This window comes from Rhizobium acaciae, assembly GCF_025941625.1.
Lineage (GTDB): Bacteria > Pseudomonadota > Alphaproteobacteria > Rhizobiales > Rhizobiaceae > Rhizobium > Rhizobium acaciae.
The window spans coordinates 108,257-124,407 of sequence record NZ_JAPCZO010000017.1 but is presented as its reverse complement, the minus strand read 5'-3'; the positions used below and the strand labels follow the sequence as shown (position 1 = coordinate 124,407).

Annotated in this window: 15 protein-coding genes; 7 read left to right on the top strand and 8 right to left on the bottom strand. The window is 61.9% G+C overall.

Annotation, left to right across the window (positions count from 1 at the left end):
• Positions 1 to 12: 12 nt before the first annotated feature.
• From OLZ32_RS25630 to hemC, 4 genes are all read right to left on the bottom strand, one after another.
• The gene (locus tag OLZ32_RS25630; protein ID WP_264396366.1) at positions 13 to 1,635 is read right to left on the bottom strand and encodes a heme biosynthesis protein HemY; all 1,623 of its coding nucleotides are present in this window, start codon (positions 1,633 to 1,635) and stop codon (positions 13 to 15) included.
• A 4-nt stretch (positions 1,636 to 1,639) separates the two neighbouring features.
• The gene (locus tag OLZ32_RS25625) at positions 1,640 to 2,908 is read right to left on the bottom strand and encodes a COG4223 family protein (protein WP_264423441.1); all 1,269 of its coding nucleotides are present in this window, start codon (positions 2,906 to 2,908) and stop codon (positions 1,640 to 1,642) included.
• Positions 2,909 to 2,976: 68 nt separating this feature from the next.
• A complete protein-coding gene (locus OLZ32_RS25620) occupies positions 2,977 to 3,684 on the bottom strand; it encodes a uroporphyrinogen-III synthase (RefSeq protein ID WP_264396364.1) in 708 nt (235 codons plus the stop codon).
• Between the two features lie 7 nt (positions 3,685 to 3,691).
• Entirely contained in the window at positions 3,692 to 4,621 is a 930-nt protein-coding gene (gene hemC, locus OLZ32_RS25615; RefSeq protein WP_264396363.1) for a hydroxymethylbilane synthase, read from the bottom strand.
• A gap of 72 nt (positions 4,622 to 4,693) precedes the next feature.
• Here hemC and tsaD point away from each other — a divergent pair, with 72 nt between their 5' ends.
• Genes tsaD through OLZ32_RS25580 form a run of 7 tightly spaced genes read left to right on the top strand, consistent with a single transcriptional unit; the run spans position 4,694 to position 10,069 of the window.
• On the top strand, positions 4,694 to 5,815 hold the full coding sequence (gene tsaD / locus OLZ32_RS25610; protein ID WP_264396362.1) for a tRNA (adenosine(37)-N6)-threonylcarbamoyltransferase complex transferase subunit TsaD: 1,122 nt from the start codon (positions 4,694 to 4,696) through the stop codon (positions 5,813 to 5,815).
• Positions 5,812 to 6,795, top strand: coding sequence for an NAD(P)H-dependent glycerol-3-phosphate dehydrogenase (locus tag OLZ32_RS25605; RefSeq protein WP_264396361.1), 984 nt, complete (start codon positions 5,812 to 5,814; stop codon positions 6,793 to 6,795). The genes tsaD and OLZ32_RS25605 overlap by 4 nt, the downstream gene beginning before the upstream one ends.
• A gap of 9 nt (positions 6,796 to 6,804) precedes the next feature.
• Positions 6,805 to 7,098 (top strand): YciI-like protein, encoded by a 294-nt coding sequence (locus OLZ32_RS25600; protein WP_222403117.1) that lies wholly within the window; start codon positions 6,805 to 6,807, stop codon positions 7,096 to 7,098.
• A 2-nt stretch (positions 7,099 to 7,100) separates the two neighbouring features.
• Positions 7,101 to 7,532: an EVE domain-containing protein gene (locus OLZ32_RS25595; RefSeq protein WP_003543603.1), complete on the top strand. Its 432-nt coding sequence runs from the start codon at positions 7,101 to 7,103 to the stop codon at positions 7,530 to 7,532.
• Complete coding sequence (locus OLZ32_RS25590) at positions 7,529 to 8,176, top strand: class I SAM-dependent methyltransferase (RefSeq protein WP_264396359.1); 648 nt, start codon at positions 7,529 to 7,531, stop codon at positions 8,174 to 8,176. Before OLZ32_RS25595 ends, OLZ32_RS25590 begins: the two co-directional genes overlap by 4 nt.
• Positions 8,177 to 8,194: 18 nt before the next feature.
• On the top strand, positions 8,195 to 8,338 hold the full coding sequence (locus OLZ32_RS25585) for a hypothetical protein (protein ID WP_017995409.1): 144 nt from the start codon (positions 8,195 to 8,197) through the stop codon (positions 8,336 to 8,338).
• Positions 8,339 to 8,389: 51 nt separating this feature from the next.
• Positions 8,390 to 10,069, top strand: a complete 1,680-nt coding sequence (locus OLZ32_RS25580) for a glycoside hydrolase family 3 protein (RefSeq protein WP_264423434.1) — start codon at positions 8,390 to 8,392, stop codon at positions 10,067 to 10,069.
• A gap of 558 nt (positions 10,070 to 10,627) precedes the next feature.
• Here OLZ32_RS25580 and OLZ32_RS25575 read toward each other — a convergent pair.
• Genes OLZ32_RS25575 through OLZ32_RS25560 form a run of 4 tightly spaced genes read right to left on the bottom strand, consistent with a single transcriptional unit; the run spans position 10,628 to position 16,144 of the window.
• On the bottom strand, positions 10,628 to 11,041 hold the full coding sequence (locus OLZ32_RS25575; protein WP_003543599.1) for a DUF3830 family protein: 414 nt from the start codon (positions 11,039 to 11,041) through the stop codon (positions 10,628 to 10,630).
• A complete protein-coding gene (gene hydA, locus OLZ32_RS25570) occupies positions 11,038 to 12,471 on the bottom strand; it encodes a dihydropyrimidinase (RefSeq protein WP_264396357.1) in 1,434 nt (477 codons plus the stop codon). Before hydA ends, OLZ32_RS25575 begins: the two co-directional genes overlap by 4 nt.
• An 11-nt stretch (positions 12,472 to 12,482) precedes the next feature.
• Positions 12,483 to 13,211: an amino acid ABC transporter ATP-binding protein gene (locus OLZ32_RS25565; RefSeq protein ID WP_264423432.1), complete on the bottom strand. Its 729-nt coding sequence runs from the start codon at positions 13,209 to 13,211 to the stop codon at positions 12,483 to 12,485.
• Positions 13,208 to 16,144, bottom strand: a complete 2,937-nt coding sequence (locus OLZ32_RS25560) for an FAD-dependent oxidoreductase (RefSeq protein ID WP_406648895.1) — start codon at positions 16,142 to 16,144, stop codon at positions 13,208 to 13,210. Before OLZ32_RS25560 ends, OLZ32_RS25565 begins: the two co-directional genes overlap by 4 nt.
• Positions 16,145 to 16,151: the final 7 nt, after the last annotated feature.

The window sequence follows — 16,151 nt, the reverse complement described above, 5'->3', positions numbered from 1 at the left end:
TTTCGTTCCATTTCAAAAAAGGCGGAGCCGTGTCTTGGGTTCCGGTTCCACCCTGGGATCGCGAACACCGGGATCATCCGGCAGTCCGCCAAAGAAAGGTTTTGCCTCGCTTGACGCCGGCGCTTTATCGCTCACGGCCGGTTCGGCGGGTTTCGGTTTTGCCGATGTCGGTGCTGGTGCCGGCGTGGGGCGCACAGCCTCGGCAATCGTCGCGGCGCGTTCCAGCTCGATGATGCGATGGTCGTTGACCGGGCTTTCCGGCCTGACGTCACGCAGCGGCGGCAATGTCTTCAAAGCTGTTTCGATCGAGGCCGGCGCCGAACCGTCTTCGAGCGCACCCTCGATCTGGCCGAAGGGCGCCTTCCATTCGAAGGCGTCCAGACGGCCCGTCACCGGCGATACCGGCAGCCACTTGTCGGATACGAAGCCGTCTGCCACCCAGGCCGGGTCGCGCGGCGCCTTGAGCGCCTGGGCCAGCCAATGGCGCACGCGGCCCTGGTCTCCGGTCTCGGCTTCTTCGATGTCGGCCAGCAGCAGGTAGGCGGCTTCGCGCGGCTGCATGCGCGCCGCTGCTTCCGCCTTGGCGCGAGCCTTGGCGAATTCCTGCGCGTCGAGGGCTGCCTGGGCGACGACGAGAAGGGATTCGACGTTGTTCGGGCGCTGCCCTTCCAGCCGCTCGGCGCGCTTCAGCCGGTCGAGCGTGGAATCGCCGCTGCGGGCCCTCACATAGGCTTGGCCGATCTCAGGATGAGGTGCTGATTTCCATGCCTGTTCGAGGATCGAGGCGGCCTTGCGCACGCCGCCTTCGCGAAACAGCGCCTTTGCGGCAATGAGGGCCGCCGGAATGAAATCGGCGGCAAGCTTCAGCGCCTGCAGGGCGTCGTCGCGGGCGCCCGTTGGGTTGCTTTCCAGCTTCTCGCCGGCCCGCGCTGTCAGGAGGACGGCGTGCAAACGGTTGGCTTCGGCCTTTTCGACGACACGGGCGGCCCTTTGCTGTTCGAGCAGGCGAATCGCATCATCCCAGCGGCCGGCCTGGCTGCGATATTCGAGCGTCGCCTGTGCGGCCCAAGGCAGATAGGGCGCGTTGTCGGCGGCCTTTTCGGCATATTGGCGGGCGGCCTCGTTGGCCCCGAGACGGCGGGCTTCCAGATAGAGGCCACGCAGACCGAGTTCGCGCGTCTCCGGATCGTTGGCCATGGCCTCGAACTTGGCGCGCGCCTCATCATGGCGGCCTTCAATCAGGGCGGCCTGGGCCTCGAGCAGGTTGATCAGTGGTTCCTGATCGGCCCGGATCAGGCCGCGCGAGCGGGCGGCCATCTTGCGGGCAAGCAGCGCATTGCCGGCGCCGGCGGCGATCAGGCCGGTCGACAGCGCCTGATAACCGCGGTCCCGCTTGCGGGCGCGGAAATAACGCGTCACCGAATGCGGCGATGTCCAGACCAGGCGGACGAACCACCAGGCGATCATCACGGCGGCAATGAGAGCGATGATCGCGCTGGCGGCGACGATCAGCTTCGTCTGGTAGATCTGGCCCTCCCAGATCAGCGAGAGGTCGCCGGGACGATCGGCGAGCCAGGAGAAGCCATAGGCGAGAAGCAACACGAAGAGGGCGAAGACGACAAGGCGGATCAGCATGGTCTCATCCCTCCTTGCCGGTGCCCGAGACCGCTTTCGACAGCGCCCCGCCGACCAGTTCCTCGACGCGGATGCGTGCTTCGAGCGATTGCTTGAAAGCGGCGGACGCCTGTTTGCCGGAAGCGGGCAGGTTATTCCATTCGGCGGAGGCGCCGGGGAGGTCGCCGCTCTTCACCTTCTCCTCCATGCGGGCGGCAATGGCTTCGACGCTTTCGCCCTCGATATTGCCGACGGGACGGACGCTCACCAGCGATTTGGCGCTCGACATCAGCCGGTCCGACCAGCTCTGGTTCGGATCCGGCTGGTTGACGGCTTCGACGATCGCGGTGGCGACATCGGGAACCTCGCCCACCAGTTCGGCGCGTGAGGGAATGCCGGTCTCGGCGAAGGCTCGGAGGTCGGCGACGGCTGGATCGTCGGGCGCGACGCCGGCGAAGGTGTCGAGTTCGGCCAGGAACGGGCCACCACGATCGATCGCCGCCTTCAGGGCGGCAGCGGCGATCGCCCGGGCAACGGCGACGTCCTCGCGCGGCTCGTTCAGCTTCTTTTCGGCCTCCTCGAGGCGCTTGGCGATATCGGCGCCGTCCGTCGTTTGCTGCTCGGAAGACTGGGCAAGCGTCGAGCGCAACTGGTCGACCTGACCGGTCAGTTCTGCAATCTTCTGGTTGAGTGCCTCGACGTTAGCAGAATCGGCCGGTGCGGCGACTGCGGGGACCTTTGCAGCCGTTTCCAGCGCAGCGACTCGTTTCTCAAGCTCGCCGTCATCCGCACTCGCCGGATTGGCTGCAAGGTTGGCGACGGCCTGTTTCAGGCCGTCGATCTCGCCGGAAAGATTGGCAGTCTCCGGCGAGGTTGTCTGCGGCGCGGAGGAGCCTGGGAGGTAACCCGCATACTGGATGGCGCCGGCGCCAAGCAGCGCCACGAGGCCGCCGAAGATGCCGGCGGCAATCAGGCCGGAGGTGCCGGCGCTCTTCGGCGCGGGCTGTTCAGGAGGAGGGGTGAAGGAAGGTTCTGGAGCTGCCGGTTCCTCCTCCGGCGCATCCATCACAGGCTTCTCTTCATGTTCGGCATGCGACGCAGTCTCGGTTTCGGGCGCCAGGCCGACATCGGCGGTAGTGCTGTCGGCATCGCCGGTTTCATTGTCTACCGGTTTTTCGGTATCGGCTGCAGCGGCGAATTCCTGTGCATCGAGGTCGATCGTGACCGGTTCGTCGGCGCTCTTCGAATGGCGTGGCGGGTTTCCCGATACCATGAGGTCCTCTTTATCCTGCATTGCAACGAAACTAGACAGTGATGCCAGTTAAGGGAAGAGGTTAGATCAAATTTGGGCGGTTAGAGCCTTCAAAGGAGCGACAAAAGGCTTTTCTCATCCGGCATCGGCGAAATCACTACGTTTTTTCGGAGTGCCGCCGGAACGCCCTCCGCCACCGCCTCGCTGAGGCAGAAAAGGCGGATTTCGCTGTGTTCCGGCACAGCGGATCGCAGTTCCCGCACGCGAAAGAAATCCTCGGCCGTCTGCCGGGAATAAAAGAGAATGGCGTCAGGGCCAGACCTTGAGAAAATCGCTTCGATCTCGGCCGAGCCGGGAACGATCGGCTGCATGCGATAGCATTCGGCGACGGAAAAGCGGATGCCGAGTTCGCGCAAACCTGATTCGAAAGTTTCGGCGCGGGGCCAGCCGGCAAGATAGAGCAACCCGTCGGCGCCCCGCGCCGCGACGAGATCGGCGAGATCGCCGCCGTTGCCCTGGGATGAGGCGACCGATCGGAAGCCCAGGCTGCGTGCCTCTTCCGCCGTCGTTTCGCCGACCGCAAAAAGCGGACGGGCAAGATGCGGATGAAGTTGCTCGCCGAGCGCGGAAAGGACCCTGATGGCTTCGGCGCTGGTCACCGCGATTGCGCCGCTGGTGGTTGCAAGCGCGTCCGCGGCGGCATCGCTGTCGTGCAGCGGCTGACGCAGCGGCAGCAGCAGCGGCTCGTGGCCCATATCGCGCAGACGTTGTGCGGTTCTCGTCGCCGAATGCGCAGGTCGAGTGACGAGCACACGCATGGCCGCTTCAGTGCCAGTCGTCGAAAAAGGCGCTGCCGGCCCTGGCGCGCACGTCTTGGCCGGCGCGAGTGCCGAGTGCTGCCGCATCGCGGCGGTGGCCGTCGGTCGTCACCGCATGCTGGCTGCGGCCGTCGGGGGTGATGATGAGGCCGGAGAACCGGATCAGGTCGCCTTCGCAGACGGCATAACCGCCGATCGGCGTGCGGCAGGAGCCGTCGAGTGCGGCGAGGAAGGCGCGTTCGCAGGAGACGGTGTCGAAGGTCGTGATATCGTTGACCGGCGCCAGCAGATCGTCGATCCTGGCATCGCCGATGCGGCTTTCGATGCAGATCGCTCCCTGCGCCGGCGCCGGCGGGAAGGTGTCGGGGTCGAGGATATCGGTCAGTACGTCGACCTTGCCGAGGCGTTTCAGGCCGGCAAGCGCCAGCAGGGTCGCATCCACCTCGCCCTCTTCGAGCTTGCGCAGGCGCGTTTCGACCAGGCCGCGGAAGGTGACGACGTTGATATCCGGCCGCATGCGGCGGATCAGCGCCTGGCGGCGGAGCGAGGATGAACCGACGGTAGCGCCATGCGGCAGGTCGATCAGTTTGCGTGCGGTGCGGCCGATGACGGCGTCGCGGATATCCTCACGCGGCAGGTAGGCGGAGAGATAAAGCCCCTCGGGCAGCTTCGTCGCCATGTCCTTGGCGGAATGCACGGCGAAATCGAGTTCGCCGGCGGCAAGCTTCTGTTCGAGCTCTTCGGTGAACAGGCCCTTGCCGCCGATCTCGGCCAGCGACCGGTCGGTGATGCGGTCGCCCTTGGTCGTCAGCACGACGATCTCGAACATCTCCTCGGGCAGATGATGCGCCGCCATCAGCCTGTCGCGGGCCTCATGCGCCTGGGCAAGCGCCAGCGGGCTGCCCCGCGTGCCGATCCGGAAAGGTTTTGTTTGCATCCGTTCTATTCCGTTGTTACCGGAGTTCTCGTAAACGGGTTTCCATCCCATCGCAATCAACGAACAGGCTTCATGGTTCCCTTTCTGCGCATCCTTGGAATCGAAACGAGCTGCGACGAGACCGCCGCCGCGGTCGTCGAGCGCGATGCGGAGGGGCATTCCAACGTGCTGTCGGACGTGGTGCTTTCCCAGCTCGACGAGCATAGCGCCTATGGCGGCGTGGTGCCAGAGATCGCCGCACGCGCCCATGTCGAAGCGTTGGACGAGCTGATCGAGGAAGCGCTGAAGCGCGCCAATGTGTCGCTCAACGATGTCGACGCCATCGCCGCCACTTCGGGGCCGGGGCTGATCGGCGGGCTGCTGGTGGGGCTGATGACCGGCAAGGCGATCGCCAGAGCCGCCGGCAAGCCGCTCTATGCGATCAACCATCTCGAAGGCCATGCGCTGACGGCGCGGCTGACGGACGGGCTTTCCTTTCCCTATCTGATGCTGCTTGTCTCCGGCGGTCATACCCAGCTCATCCTGGTGCGTGGTGTCGGGCAGTACGAACGCTGGGGCACGACAATCGACGATGCGCTCGGCGAAGCCTTCGACAAGACGGCAAAGCTGCTCGGCCTGCCCTATCCCGGCGGCCCGGCGGTGGAGCGGATGGCGCAGGCCGGCAATCCCGATCGCTTCGACTTTCCGCGGCCGCTGGTCGGCGAGGCAAGGCTCGACTTCTCTTTCTCCGGCCTGAAGACGGCGGTGCGGCAGGCGGCGCAGGATATCGCGCCGCTCAGCGATCAGGATGTGGCGGATATCTGCGCCTCGTTCCAGAAGGCGGTTTCGCGGACGCTGAAGGACCGTATCGGCCGCGGCCTGCAGCGGTTCAAGACGGAATTTCCGGCGACATTCCCTGCTACAGGCCCAGCGACTGGCGAAAAGCCGGCGCTCGTCGTTGCCGGCGGTGTCGCCGCCAATCTCGAACTGCGCGGCACGCTGCAGGCGTTGTGCGACAAGAACGGCTTCCGCTTCGTCGCACCGCCGCTCAGGCTCTGCACCGATAATGCCGTGATGATCGCCTGGGCGGGACTGGAGCGGATGGCGACCGGCGCCGCGCCGGATGCGCTCGACGTACAGCCGCGCTCGCGCTGGCCGCTCGATTCCAATGCGGAAACGCTGATCGGTTTCGGAAAACGAGGAGCCAAGGCATGAGCGAAACCATCGCCGTCGTCGGATCGGGGGCTTTCGGCACGGCGCTTGCCGCCGTCATCGCGCTTGCCGGCCGCAGCGCCGTGACACTCGTCGGGCGTGATCCGTCGCTGATTGCCGATCTGAAGGCCGAACGGCTGCACGATGCGGTGCTGCCCGGCATTCTGCTGCCCGATACGCTGGAATTTTCCGCCGAGGCGGATGCAATCACTGGTGCCTCCATCGTGCTTTTTGCGATGCCGTCGCAGGCGCAGGCCGATGCGGCGCGGCAATACGGACCCTATCTTTCCAGGGATGCTGCCGTCGTTACCTGTGCCAAGGGTATCGAACGGACGACAGGCAATCTTCTGACCGACATGCTGGAACGGGAACTGCCGGACCATCCGATCGCTGTGCTTTCCGGTCCGGGCTTTGCCGCCGATATCGCCAAGGGCCTGCCGACGGCGATGGCGATTGCGGCAGCTGACATGGAGACCGCGGAGCGGCTCGCTCAGGCCATATCAGGCCGGACCTTCCGGCTCTACGCCTCCAACGACCGGATCGGCGTGCAGCTCGGCGGCGCGCTGAAGAATGTGCTGGCGATCGCCTGCGGCATCGTCGAAGGCCGTGGCATCGGTGAGTCCGCGCGTGCAGCGCTGATTGCACGCGGTCTTGCCGAGATGTCGCGTTTCGTCGTCGCCAAGGGCGGGCAGGCGGATACGGTGCGCGGGCTTTCCGGCCTCGGCGATCTGGTGCTGACGGCTACGAGCCATCAATCGCGAAACCTGCGCTTCGGCATCGCACTCGGGCGCGGCGAAAAGACCGATCCCCTGCAGGGTGCGCTGGTGGAAGGCGCGTTTGCCGCCTCCGTCGCCTCGCGGCTTGCGGCGGAATTGAAGGTCCGCATGCCGATCACCGATGCCGTTTCCGCCATCATCGACGGCAGGCTCGATATATCAGAGGCGATAGAGCAACTGATGACGCGTCCGATCACCACCGAATAGGAGACAGACATGCTTTTCGCCCTTCTCTGCAAGGACAAACCGGGACATCTGAACGTGCGCCTGGATACGCGTCCGACGCATATCGAGCATCTGAACAAGCTGAATGCCGAGGGCACGCTGAAGATCGCCGGCCCGTTTCTCGATGACGACGGCAAGCCCTGCGGCAGCCTGATCATCGTCGAAGCGGAATCGAAAGAGGCGGCGCGTGCGCTTGCCGACGCCGATCCCTATGCCAAGGCCGGACTATTCGAAAGCGTCGACGTCAAGGCCTATAACTGGGTCTTCAACAAACCGGAGGCGTGAGCATGGCGCACTGGCTCTATAAATCCGAACCCGCCTCCTGGTCCTGGGAGCAGCAGAAGGCTGCCGGCGAAAAGGGCACGGAATGGACCGGCGTCCGCAACTATCTGGCGCGCAACAACATGCGGGCGATGCAGATCGGCGACAAAGGGTTCTTCTATCATTCCAATGACGGGCTGGAGATCGTCGGCATCGTCGAAGTCTGCGCCCTGTCGCATCCCGATTCTTCCGCCAAGGGCGATCCGAAGTGGGATTGCGTCGATATCCGCGCCGTCATGGACGTGCCGAAGCCGGTGACGCTGAAGGATGTCAAGGCGAGCGAGAAGCTCGCCAAGATGGCGCTCGTCACCTCGATGCGGCTTTCGGTGCAGCCGGTGACCGAGGAGGAATATCTCGAAGTCTGCCGGATGGGTGGATTGGACAATCCGCCGCGTTGAAGACTGATCCGCAAGCTTTTATCCGCGCCAACACCAGCCTGATGCCGCCACCGCATGTGCCGGAGATTTCGCTCTATCTGTCGAGTGAGGCGCATGAACTCTGGCTGAAGACGGAGGAGGAGCTGGAGACGATCGGCCTGCCGCCGCCCTTCTGGGCTTTTGCCTGGGCGGGCGGCCAGGGACTGGCGCGCTACGTTCTCGATCATCCGGAAGCGGTGCGCGGCAAGCGCGTGCTTGATTTCGCCAGCGGTTCCGGCCTTGTCGGCATTGCGGCTGTGATGGCCGGTGCCCGGGAGGTCATGGCTAGCGATATCGATCCCTGGGCGGAGACGGCAGTCCGGCTGAATGCCGAGGCCAATCACGTTTCACTCGGATTTACCGGCGCCGATCTGATCGGGCAGGCCGTCGATGCGGATATCGTGCTTGCCGGCGACGTCTTCTACGACCGCGCTTTCGCCGATGCGCTCGTTCCCTGGTTCGCCAAGCTCGCGGCCGACGGGAAGCGGGTGCTGGTCGGCGATCCCGGACGCAGCTACCTGCCGAGAGATCGGCTGGAATTCTGCGCGGTTTATGAAGTGCCGGTAACGCGGGCGCTGGAGGACAGCGAAATCAAAAAGACGACGGTGTGGCGCTTCGCTTCCTAGATCAAAAATGAGAGCCTGATGTCCCAGGCCATTCAGGGGGAACTAAAGCGGCCGTCGCTTCGCCGCCCGCTGCTCAAGCGACTGCTCAAGCCGACCCTCGATATCCAAAATGTTCCCGACGAACTTAACCTGACATCACCGCGCTGGCTTATGACGGGATAGCGTGCATATTCACACGGGCTATCCGCAGAGCGTTGATCAACGGGGGAACTTATGACGATCTACGACGAGCTTCGCAAAGCGCCGTTCAACCTCGACGACGCTGCGATATCCTGGATCCGCGATGTCTATGCCTCGCTCGATCTCGATGACAAGATCGGCCAACTCTTCACCTTGATCATGATCGGGACGGATGAGGAGGATTTCAAGCGCATTGCTTCACTAAGGCCGGGCGGCGTAACCCGCTTCTTCACGGCTGACCTCGAGCTCGAGCGGCGGGTCATCTCTGACCTCGTGGCCAAGAGCAAAGTCCCGCCCATCATCAGCGCAGACCTTGAAGGCAGCCGTCATTCCTTCGCTTTCGGCACTCCGGTGCTGGGCCAACTTGGCCTTGCCGCCGTCGATGACGTTCAGGCGACCGAGAAAAGCTCGGAAATCCTGGCACGCGAGGGCCGCGCGATGGGCGTGCGCTGGTCCTTCACGCCAGTCATCGATATAAATAACGCGTTCCGATCGCCGATTGTCGGTACGCGCTCATACGGCTCCGATGTCAACAAGATTGAGCGGCACGCGGTTGCCCATGTTCACGGTCTCCAACGAAATGGCGTTGCCGCCACCGCAAAGCACTGGCCGGGCGAGGGATATGACGACCGCGATCAGCACCTCGTTACGACGACCAATCCGTTTTCCATGGACGAGTGGAAGGAAACCTTCGGTCGGCTCTATGGAACGTTGATCGCCGAAGGCGTGTTGGCAATAATGAGCGGGCATATTTCCCTTCCGGCCTATGTTCGATCGAAGATGCCAGATGCCGGGCTTGAGGCCTTCCGACCGGCCTCGGTTTCCCGGTTGCTGAACGTTGATCTTCTCCGAGACGAACTCGGCTTCAATGGCATCATCGTCTCTGATGCGACACCCATGGGAGGGCTGTCCGCCTGGGGCCACCACCTCGATACGCTGCCTGATATCATCGCAAATGGCTGCGACATGATCCTCTTCAGCGATGCACCTGAGGAGGATATGGCGGCGGTCAAGGCTGCCGTCGAAGATGGGCGAATTGCTCAGGAGCGACTTGAGGAAGCGGTTCTTCGCGTGCTGGCGCTCAAGGCGCATCTCAAACTTTTTCAACCGTCAGATGTCCTCCCCGATGCGGCGGAAGTGCGCCACCTGCTTGCGCATCCAGACAGTGTCGCTGCATCAAGGGAATACATCGGTCGCTCGCCTACGCTTGTGAAGGACGTCAATGGTATCTTTCCGCTCGATCCGGCGAAAACAAAGCGCGTGCTGCTGGTCGATGGAGGCATCATTCATCCGCTCATGCCGCAGCCACCGGAATTCTTGCTACCCGCGCTGTTGCGGAAGGAAGGTTTCGAAGTCACGATCGACCGACCGGACATCGTGCCGACCCCCGACGACTTCGACCTCGTCCTCTACGCGCTAGGCGACGAGTCGCTGCTCGTACGAGGCCGGATATTCGTCGACTGGCATAGGATGGGTGGTGGGGGCCTTTTCAAGGCCATGTACCGACCCTGGACGAATATTCCCTCCGTAATGATCTCATTTGGGCATCCCTATCACCTTTACGATGCGCCGCGCGTACCGGCCTATATCAATGCGTACTCCACCATGGACAGTGTCCAGGAAGCCGTCGTTGATTGTATGCTTGGCCGCAAGCCCTTCCTCGGCACCAACCCGGTAGACCCTTTCTGTGGCCTTGAAGATGCGCGCTATTGAAGTCGTGGGGAGCAGAGGCTGCCCGCCTATGGGAACGGGGCAACAGGCGCGTTCCGTTCATTCCGCATCCGTAGAAATGACGCCACCTCGACGGGAATAGCACCGCCTTACCTGCTCGACAGGCGTATCACAGCGTCATTGCGCATCACCACCTCGATATGGGCGCAGAATGCTGAGAGACGGACGAGGAGGAATGGGCGGCGAAGCCATGAGCCTCTGTAGAAAAGACATCTTGCGCGTTTTTGGCTGCTTCTGCGATGGAGGCAGTTCTTGCGCCGCTCTTTTCGCAAGTTCGAAGTCAAAATCAAAAGACATTTCGGGCCTCGTCCACCATCTGGAAATCTTGAAGAAAATCTCGAAGACTAGAATGCAGGAAACGTGCCAACCGCCGCGTTGGGCGGTGCTGGCACGCCGGCGTCAACCCTGTCGCCTCGCGCTATTGCGCCTAGAGCATGATGCCGAAAAGTGTGAGCGGTTTTCGGACGACATCATGCTCTAACTCTTTAATTTAGAATAGGATTCAGATTTTAGGCCGACCCGGCCTAAAATCATCCTGCTCTAGGATACGGCCTCAAATCGAATGGATTGCGCGCCTTCCCACAGCGTGAGGCGCCCTATTTCGGCGAGTTGGTCGAGATTGGATGTGATTGTGATGAAATGATTGCCAGCCAGTTGGCCCATTTTCGATGAAAAATCGACGCCTCCGTAGGCAAGCAGGATTTCCGTTTCGCTGATGCCTCCCGGATAAAGGATGATATGACCGGGGGCCGGATGGCTTGTATGGTTCTCATAACCGACGCCGAAATCATGGTCGCCAAGCGGGATCCAAACGCCCTCGCCAGACCAGCGAACGTGCACGATTTTACCATCGAACGGCATCTGCTTGATGAATGCTTCACAGGTTTTGGGCGCTTTGGCAGTTTCCAGGACAGCGTCGAAGATGAATGGCCCTGCTGTAATTTTCAGTTTCATGATGTCGCTCTTGTTAGATTTGACTGCTTGTTGATTTGTCTCGCCGCGGCTTTCCGATATTGCCCGTGGCCCTTAGTACCCACCAGGACGCCGTTTTCGACGACAGGCTTTCCGGCGACAATTGTCGTTATCGGCCAGCCGGTGATCTCGATCCCCTCGTAGGGCGAATAGTCTGCGCCATCATGCAGGTCCGCATGACGGATGGTCCGTTCGATGGCTGGATCCCAGATCGCGATGTCCGCATCCGCCCCCACGGCAATCGTTCCCTTTTGTGGATAGAGGCCATAGGTCTTTGCATGGTTCGTCGAAGTCAGGGCGACAAAGCGCGGCAGATCGATGCGTCCGGCCATGAACCCTTGCGAAAACAGGATGGGAAGGCGGGTTTCGACGCCTGGAATGCCATTGGGAATGTGCCTGAAATTCGTGCGGCCTTTGGGATTAAGCTTCCCGTGCTGGTCATCGTAGCGGAATGGACAATGATCGGATGAAAAGAGTTCGAATGCCCCGGTCTCGATGCCGCGCCAGCATTCTTTCTGGGCATCTTCATCCCGCGGCGGCGGAGAGCAGACAAGTTTTGCACCCTCCCAATCCATGCCGTCGAGGTCCTTGGCGGTGAGCGTCAGATATTGCGGGCAGGTTTCCCCAACGACCTTGACACCTCTCGTCCTTGCGCGAGCGATCTCTTCCATCGCCTCGCCGTTCGAGACATGCACAATGACAATGGGAACGTCGACGATTTCGGCGAGCGTCAGGGCGCGGTGCGTGGCTTCACGCTCGACAGCGACCGGACGGGTAGAGGCATGAGCGCGTGGGGCAACGTCGCCGGCCAGCTCGTGCTTTTCGATCAGGAACTTGATTGCGTCCTCGTTTTCACAATGGACCATGACGGTGGCGCCCGTCCGTCGCGCCACATCGAGCGTCTTCAGTATCTGCGCGTCATCGAGGCGCAGGCTCTCATAGGTCATGAAGACCTTCAGCGACGGATAGCCGTCGGCCACAAGCGCTGGCAACTCCTGGCCCAGCACGGCGTCGCTCGGGTCGGATATGATCAGATGAAAACTGACGTCGGTATAACACTGGCCCTCTGCGAGCGCATGATAGGCCGTCAGCACCTCTCGCAGCGACTTGCCCTTTTCCTGAAGGCAGAACGGCATGATGGTGGTATTGCCGCCGAACACCGCCGACAGCGTTCCGCTCTCGAAGTCGTCTGCCATCTCGATCCCGTCGCCGGAAGGCTGGGAGATATGGACATGGCTGTCGATGCCGCCTGGAAGGACATATTTGCCCAAGGCGTCGATCGTGCGCGCAGCACCCGACAGGCTCTGCCCGATCTGGACAATCTTGCCGTCTTTAATGCCGATATCCGCCTGGAAAACATCCGCAGCAGTCGCCACCGTGCCGTTCTGAATGATGAGATCGTAGTTGCTCACAAGCTTGACCTTCAGTGTTGCAGGATTTTGCCAAGGAAAGCTTCGGTCCGCGGATTGTGTTTTCCCGCGAAAAACTCCTCGCTCGGACGATCCTCGACGATCTCGCCCTGATCGATGAAAATCACGCGGGTCGCCACCCGGCGGGCAAATCCCATCTCATGGGTGACGACCATCATCGTCATGCCGTCCTTTGCCAGTCCGGTCATGACGTCGAGCACTTCGGAAATCATCTCTGGATCAAGCGCGGATGTCGGCTCGTCGAAGAGCATGGCGAGCGGATCCATCGCCAGCGCCCGCGCAATGGCCACGCGCTGCTGCTGCCCGCCGGAAAGTTGGCTGGGATATTTTTTCGCATGGTCGGTCAGCCCGACGCGATCAAGAAGCGCCATGGCCTTTGCGTGGGCCGCCGTTTCGCTGCGGCCAATGACAATCTTCTGCGCCAGCATGATATTGCCGATGATCGTCAGATGCGGAAACAATTCGAAGTTCTGGAAGACCATCCCTACCCGTGTGCGAAGGTTCGGCAGGTCGGTCTTCGGGTCGCCGACTTCGATACCATGGACCCGGATCGAACCCTCCTGAAACTGCTCGAGCCCGTTGACGCATTTGATCAACGTCGATTTGCCCGACCCCGAGGGACCGCAGACAACCACGACCTCACCGCGCTCGACGTTCACCGAGCAGTTCCTAAGGACAGCGAACTGACCGTAATATTTGGTAACGCCAGTGATCTCAATCATGCCCGGCCTTTCTGGAAACGCGAGATGGAAAAGGGTTGCAAGGCTCTATCGGTCTCACGACCGAGAACGAGCCGAGATGTCAACTGGCCGACGATCGGGCCGAGCGTATAACCGTTTGAAGTGACGGCATTGAAGAACCCAGGCATTGACGGATGTTCGCCGAGGATCGGCGCGCCGTCGATGTTGATATTCATCGCCGCCCAGCTTCGGATGACGTGAAGTTTGCGCAGAGCGGGAACGACGTGCTGGGCAACCCAAAGGTTCCCCTCAAGGCTCGACAGCAGCGGGCGCGGATGTTGATGGACGGGATCGAGGCCTGCGGTCCAGCCGCCGCCGATGATGAAGTTCCCGTTTGCCGCCTGCTTCAGTGTCAAATGGCGGTCGGCATGGGCGACGAGACACGAGATCAAAGGCGCTGCGGCCTCGGTAACCACCATCTGCAGCGGAGCTCCAAATACCGGCACGTCGACACCGAGCATCGCGCCGATCCTCGAAGCGAAGGCTCCGGCTGCATTGACGATCCGTTTTGTCCGCAAGATGCCCCTCGACGTCTTGACCTCGAACCCGTCGTCCGAGGTCCTTATTCCGGTGACCTCGCAATTTTCGAAGACTTGAGCGCCGTCTCGCCGCGCCGCCTCCAATATATATTGCGTGGCGACGAGAGGATTGATCTTGCCCTCCTCAGAGCAGTAGGCAGCGCCGACGAAGTGAGAAGACAGAGCAGGCTCCAGGGAGCGCAGTTCCTCTTGCCCGATCAAGCGGCAATCGATCCCGGCCGCGCACTCCACCCCGACCTTTTCCGCCAGAAAACGCATGTGGTCATCGGTTTCGGCCACCATGAGGCCGCCTGTGACCTTCATCTCGAAATCCTGTCCGAGATCGCTTTGCAGCGCCGCCCAAAGAGCGATTGAATCGCGCTGGAGGGGAAGTGTTTGTGCGGCCGCTCCGCCGCCACCTTCGGCACGGGCACCATGGTCGAAGGAAAGCAACTGGGCATGAAGGCTTCCTGCATTCCCTCCTGATGCCAGCGAGTTCGCAAAAGCGCGCTCCACGACCGTAACGTCCTCGCCTTCCCGGGCAAGGAAAAGCGCCGTCGAAAGGCCCGCAATGCCGGCGCCGATTACCAGCGTGGACGTTTCCGCCACCGGCAAAGCTTGAGGGCTCGCCACTGGGGGCTTTTCCGGCAAAAGTGCGCGCTTGTGGCCGCCCCATTCCGGCTTTTCGACCGCAAGAGCCGCCAGCGGAATAGGTCGAAGGGGCATTTGCGGCGCCAGAAAACCGCTTGTTTCGCCCTTGAGGTGCCGTTCTTTCACGACGTCAGCGATCGCTTTGCCGCAGTAGCGGCTCTGGCATCGCCCCATGCCTGCACGCGACAGGCGCTTTAATGTCGAAACGTCCTGCGCACTATTTGCGCTGAGCGTCCTCAAGACACCGTAAGTCACGCCTTCGCAACGGCAGATCAATGCATCATCTGGCGGAAATGCCGTCTTTGTCTTTGCATCGTCCTTCGGCGCAAAGACCTGCCAAAGCGCCCCTTGAAACCATCTATGGCGGGCAAGCCTTTTCACTGCGCTTTCGTCGGCTTGGACAAGGAGGCCCAGTTTTCGCGCAATCGCGGCGGCGGCGATCTGCCCTTCTGCCATCGCAACATGCGCACCGCCGAAACGCGCCGCTTCACCGACAATATGCACGTTTGCAAGCGTTGTCTGACCGTCGAGATCTCGCATTGCCCGCAGATCGCCGCCGACGACCTCATGGCCGCATCCGAGTAGCCGCGACAGCTCATTGGAGGATGTGAAATTGCCGCCAATGAGGACCGCGTCGGCATCGAGATTGGTCTCGCCGCCGGGTCCGGCGAAAGTGACGCTCTCCACACGCTGCGACCCGTTGATCGAGGTGAGTACGCTATTCCAGCCTATCTTGACGCCCCTGGACCTCAGCGTCGATATCTGGCGCAGTCCGTGACGGGCGAGAGCGGGATCCGTTGTCAGGAGGCCGAGGGCTGCCAGCGGCCGAGACCAGGGTGGCGGTGCTGCTTCCAGCAAAGCGACTATGGAGGCTCCTGCCTTTCGAAGTTCGTTTGCGACCTGCATATTCAAAGGACCGTTTCCGGCGATAACGATCCTTCGGCCGGGCACGGTTCCGTAGCTCCTCAGCAACGTCTGGGCGGCCCCTGTTGTCATCGCACCAGGAAGTGTCCAACCCCTCACCGGCGTTGGGCGTTCGTAGGCCCCCGTCGCGATGATGAGTATTTTCGGCTTGCAGTAAAACGCATGGCCGGACCCATAGCAGGCGACAATAAGCGAACTGTCGTCGTCACGTGCGGCACCCCACACCACTGTAGCGGTTAGAAATGTCACGCCGTGGTCGCGCGCTTGCCCTATGAGCGCTGCGCCGGATAAAGCCTGCTCGTCGCCACTCAATTGCTCGGCGGCGCTCCGTGTCGAGGGTTGTTTGAAATACTGCCCGCCGGCAGACGGCCGTTCATCAATGACAGTCACCTTGGCGCCGGCCGCAGCAAGAACCTGCGCTGCGGCAAGCCCCGCAGGCCCCGCTCCGACAATGAGAACGTCCATCGTCCTTGTCGTCAAGGACTGCGGCACACTGCAGAGATCGGCAATCTGACCAGTGGCAAGATCGGGCCGCGCAGCAGGGCGCAGGACCTGCATGTCATTGTCGACAGTGGTCATGCAGGCCCGCTGGCTGACTTTTCCGTCGATCGTCACGAGACAGTCGTGACAGACACCCATTCCGCAGAAGAGGCCACGGCCGTCGCCTTTGATGCCTCGGGAAAATTCATGCCGCCCCGTCGCCTCGATGGCGGCGGCAACAGACATGCCCTTTTCGGCAGATATCTGCAGACCGTCGACCGAGAGCCTGACCCGTGCATCGTCGAGCCTCAAACTCTGGTTTATGGAAGCGACGGGCATCATGGAGTTC

Bases quoted from the DNA above. Each gene is read 5' to 3' on its own strand.
- hemC (WP_264396363.1), bottom strand. From the start codon at position 4,621: ATGCAAACAAAACCTTTCCGGATCGGCACGCGGGGCAGCCCGCTGGCG.
- OLZ32_RS25560 (WP_406648895.1), bottom strand. From the start codon at position 16,144: ATGATGCCCGTCGCTTCCATAAACCAGAGTTTGAGGCTCGACGATGCA.
- OLZ32_RS25605 (WP_264396361.1), top strand. From the start codon at position 5,812: ATGAGCGAAACCATCGCCGTCGTCGGATCGGGGGCTTTCGGCACGGCG.
- OLZ32_RS25585 (WP_017995409.1), top strand. From the start codon at position 8,195: ATGTCCCAGGCCATTCAGGGGGAACTAAAGCGGCCGTCGCTTCGCCGC.
- OLZ32_RS25630 (WP_264396366.1), bottom strand. From the start codon at position 1,635: ATGCTGATCCGCCTTGTCGTCTTCGCCCTCTTCGTGTTGCTTCTCGCC.
- OLZ32_RS25565 (WP_264423432.1), bottom strand. From the start codon at position 13,211: ATGATTGAGATCACTGGCGTTACCAAATATTACGGTCAGTTCGCTGTC.
- OLZ32_RS25620 (WP_264396364.1), bottom strand. From the start codon at position 3,684: ATGCGTGTGCTCGTCACTCGACCTGCGCATTCGGCGACGAGAACCGCA.
- OLZ32_RS25600 (WP_222403117.1), top strand. From the start codon at position 6,805: ATGCTTTTCGCCCTTCTCTGCAAGGACAAACCGGGACATCTGAACGTG.
- OLZ32_RS25575 (WP_003543599.1), bottom strand. From the start codon at position 11,041: ATGAAACTGAAAATTACAGCAGGGCCATTCATCTTCGACGCTGTCCTG.
- tsaD (WP_264396362.1), top strand. From the start codon at position 4,694: ATGGTTCCCTTTCTGCGCATCCTTGGAATCGAAACGAGCTGCGACGAG.
- OLZ32_RS25580 (WP_264423434.1), top strand. From the start codon at position 8,390: ATGACGATCTACGACGAGCTTCGCAAAGCGCCGTTCAACCTCGACGAC.
- OLZ32_RS25595 (WP_003543603.1), top strand. From the start codon at position 7,101: ATGGCGCACTGGCTCTATAAATCCGAACCCGCCTCCTGGTCCTGGGAG.
- OLZ32_RS25625 (WP_264423441.1), bottom strand. From the start codon at position 2,908: ATGCAGGATAAAGAGGACCTCATGGTATCGGGAAACCCGCCACGCCAT.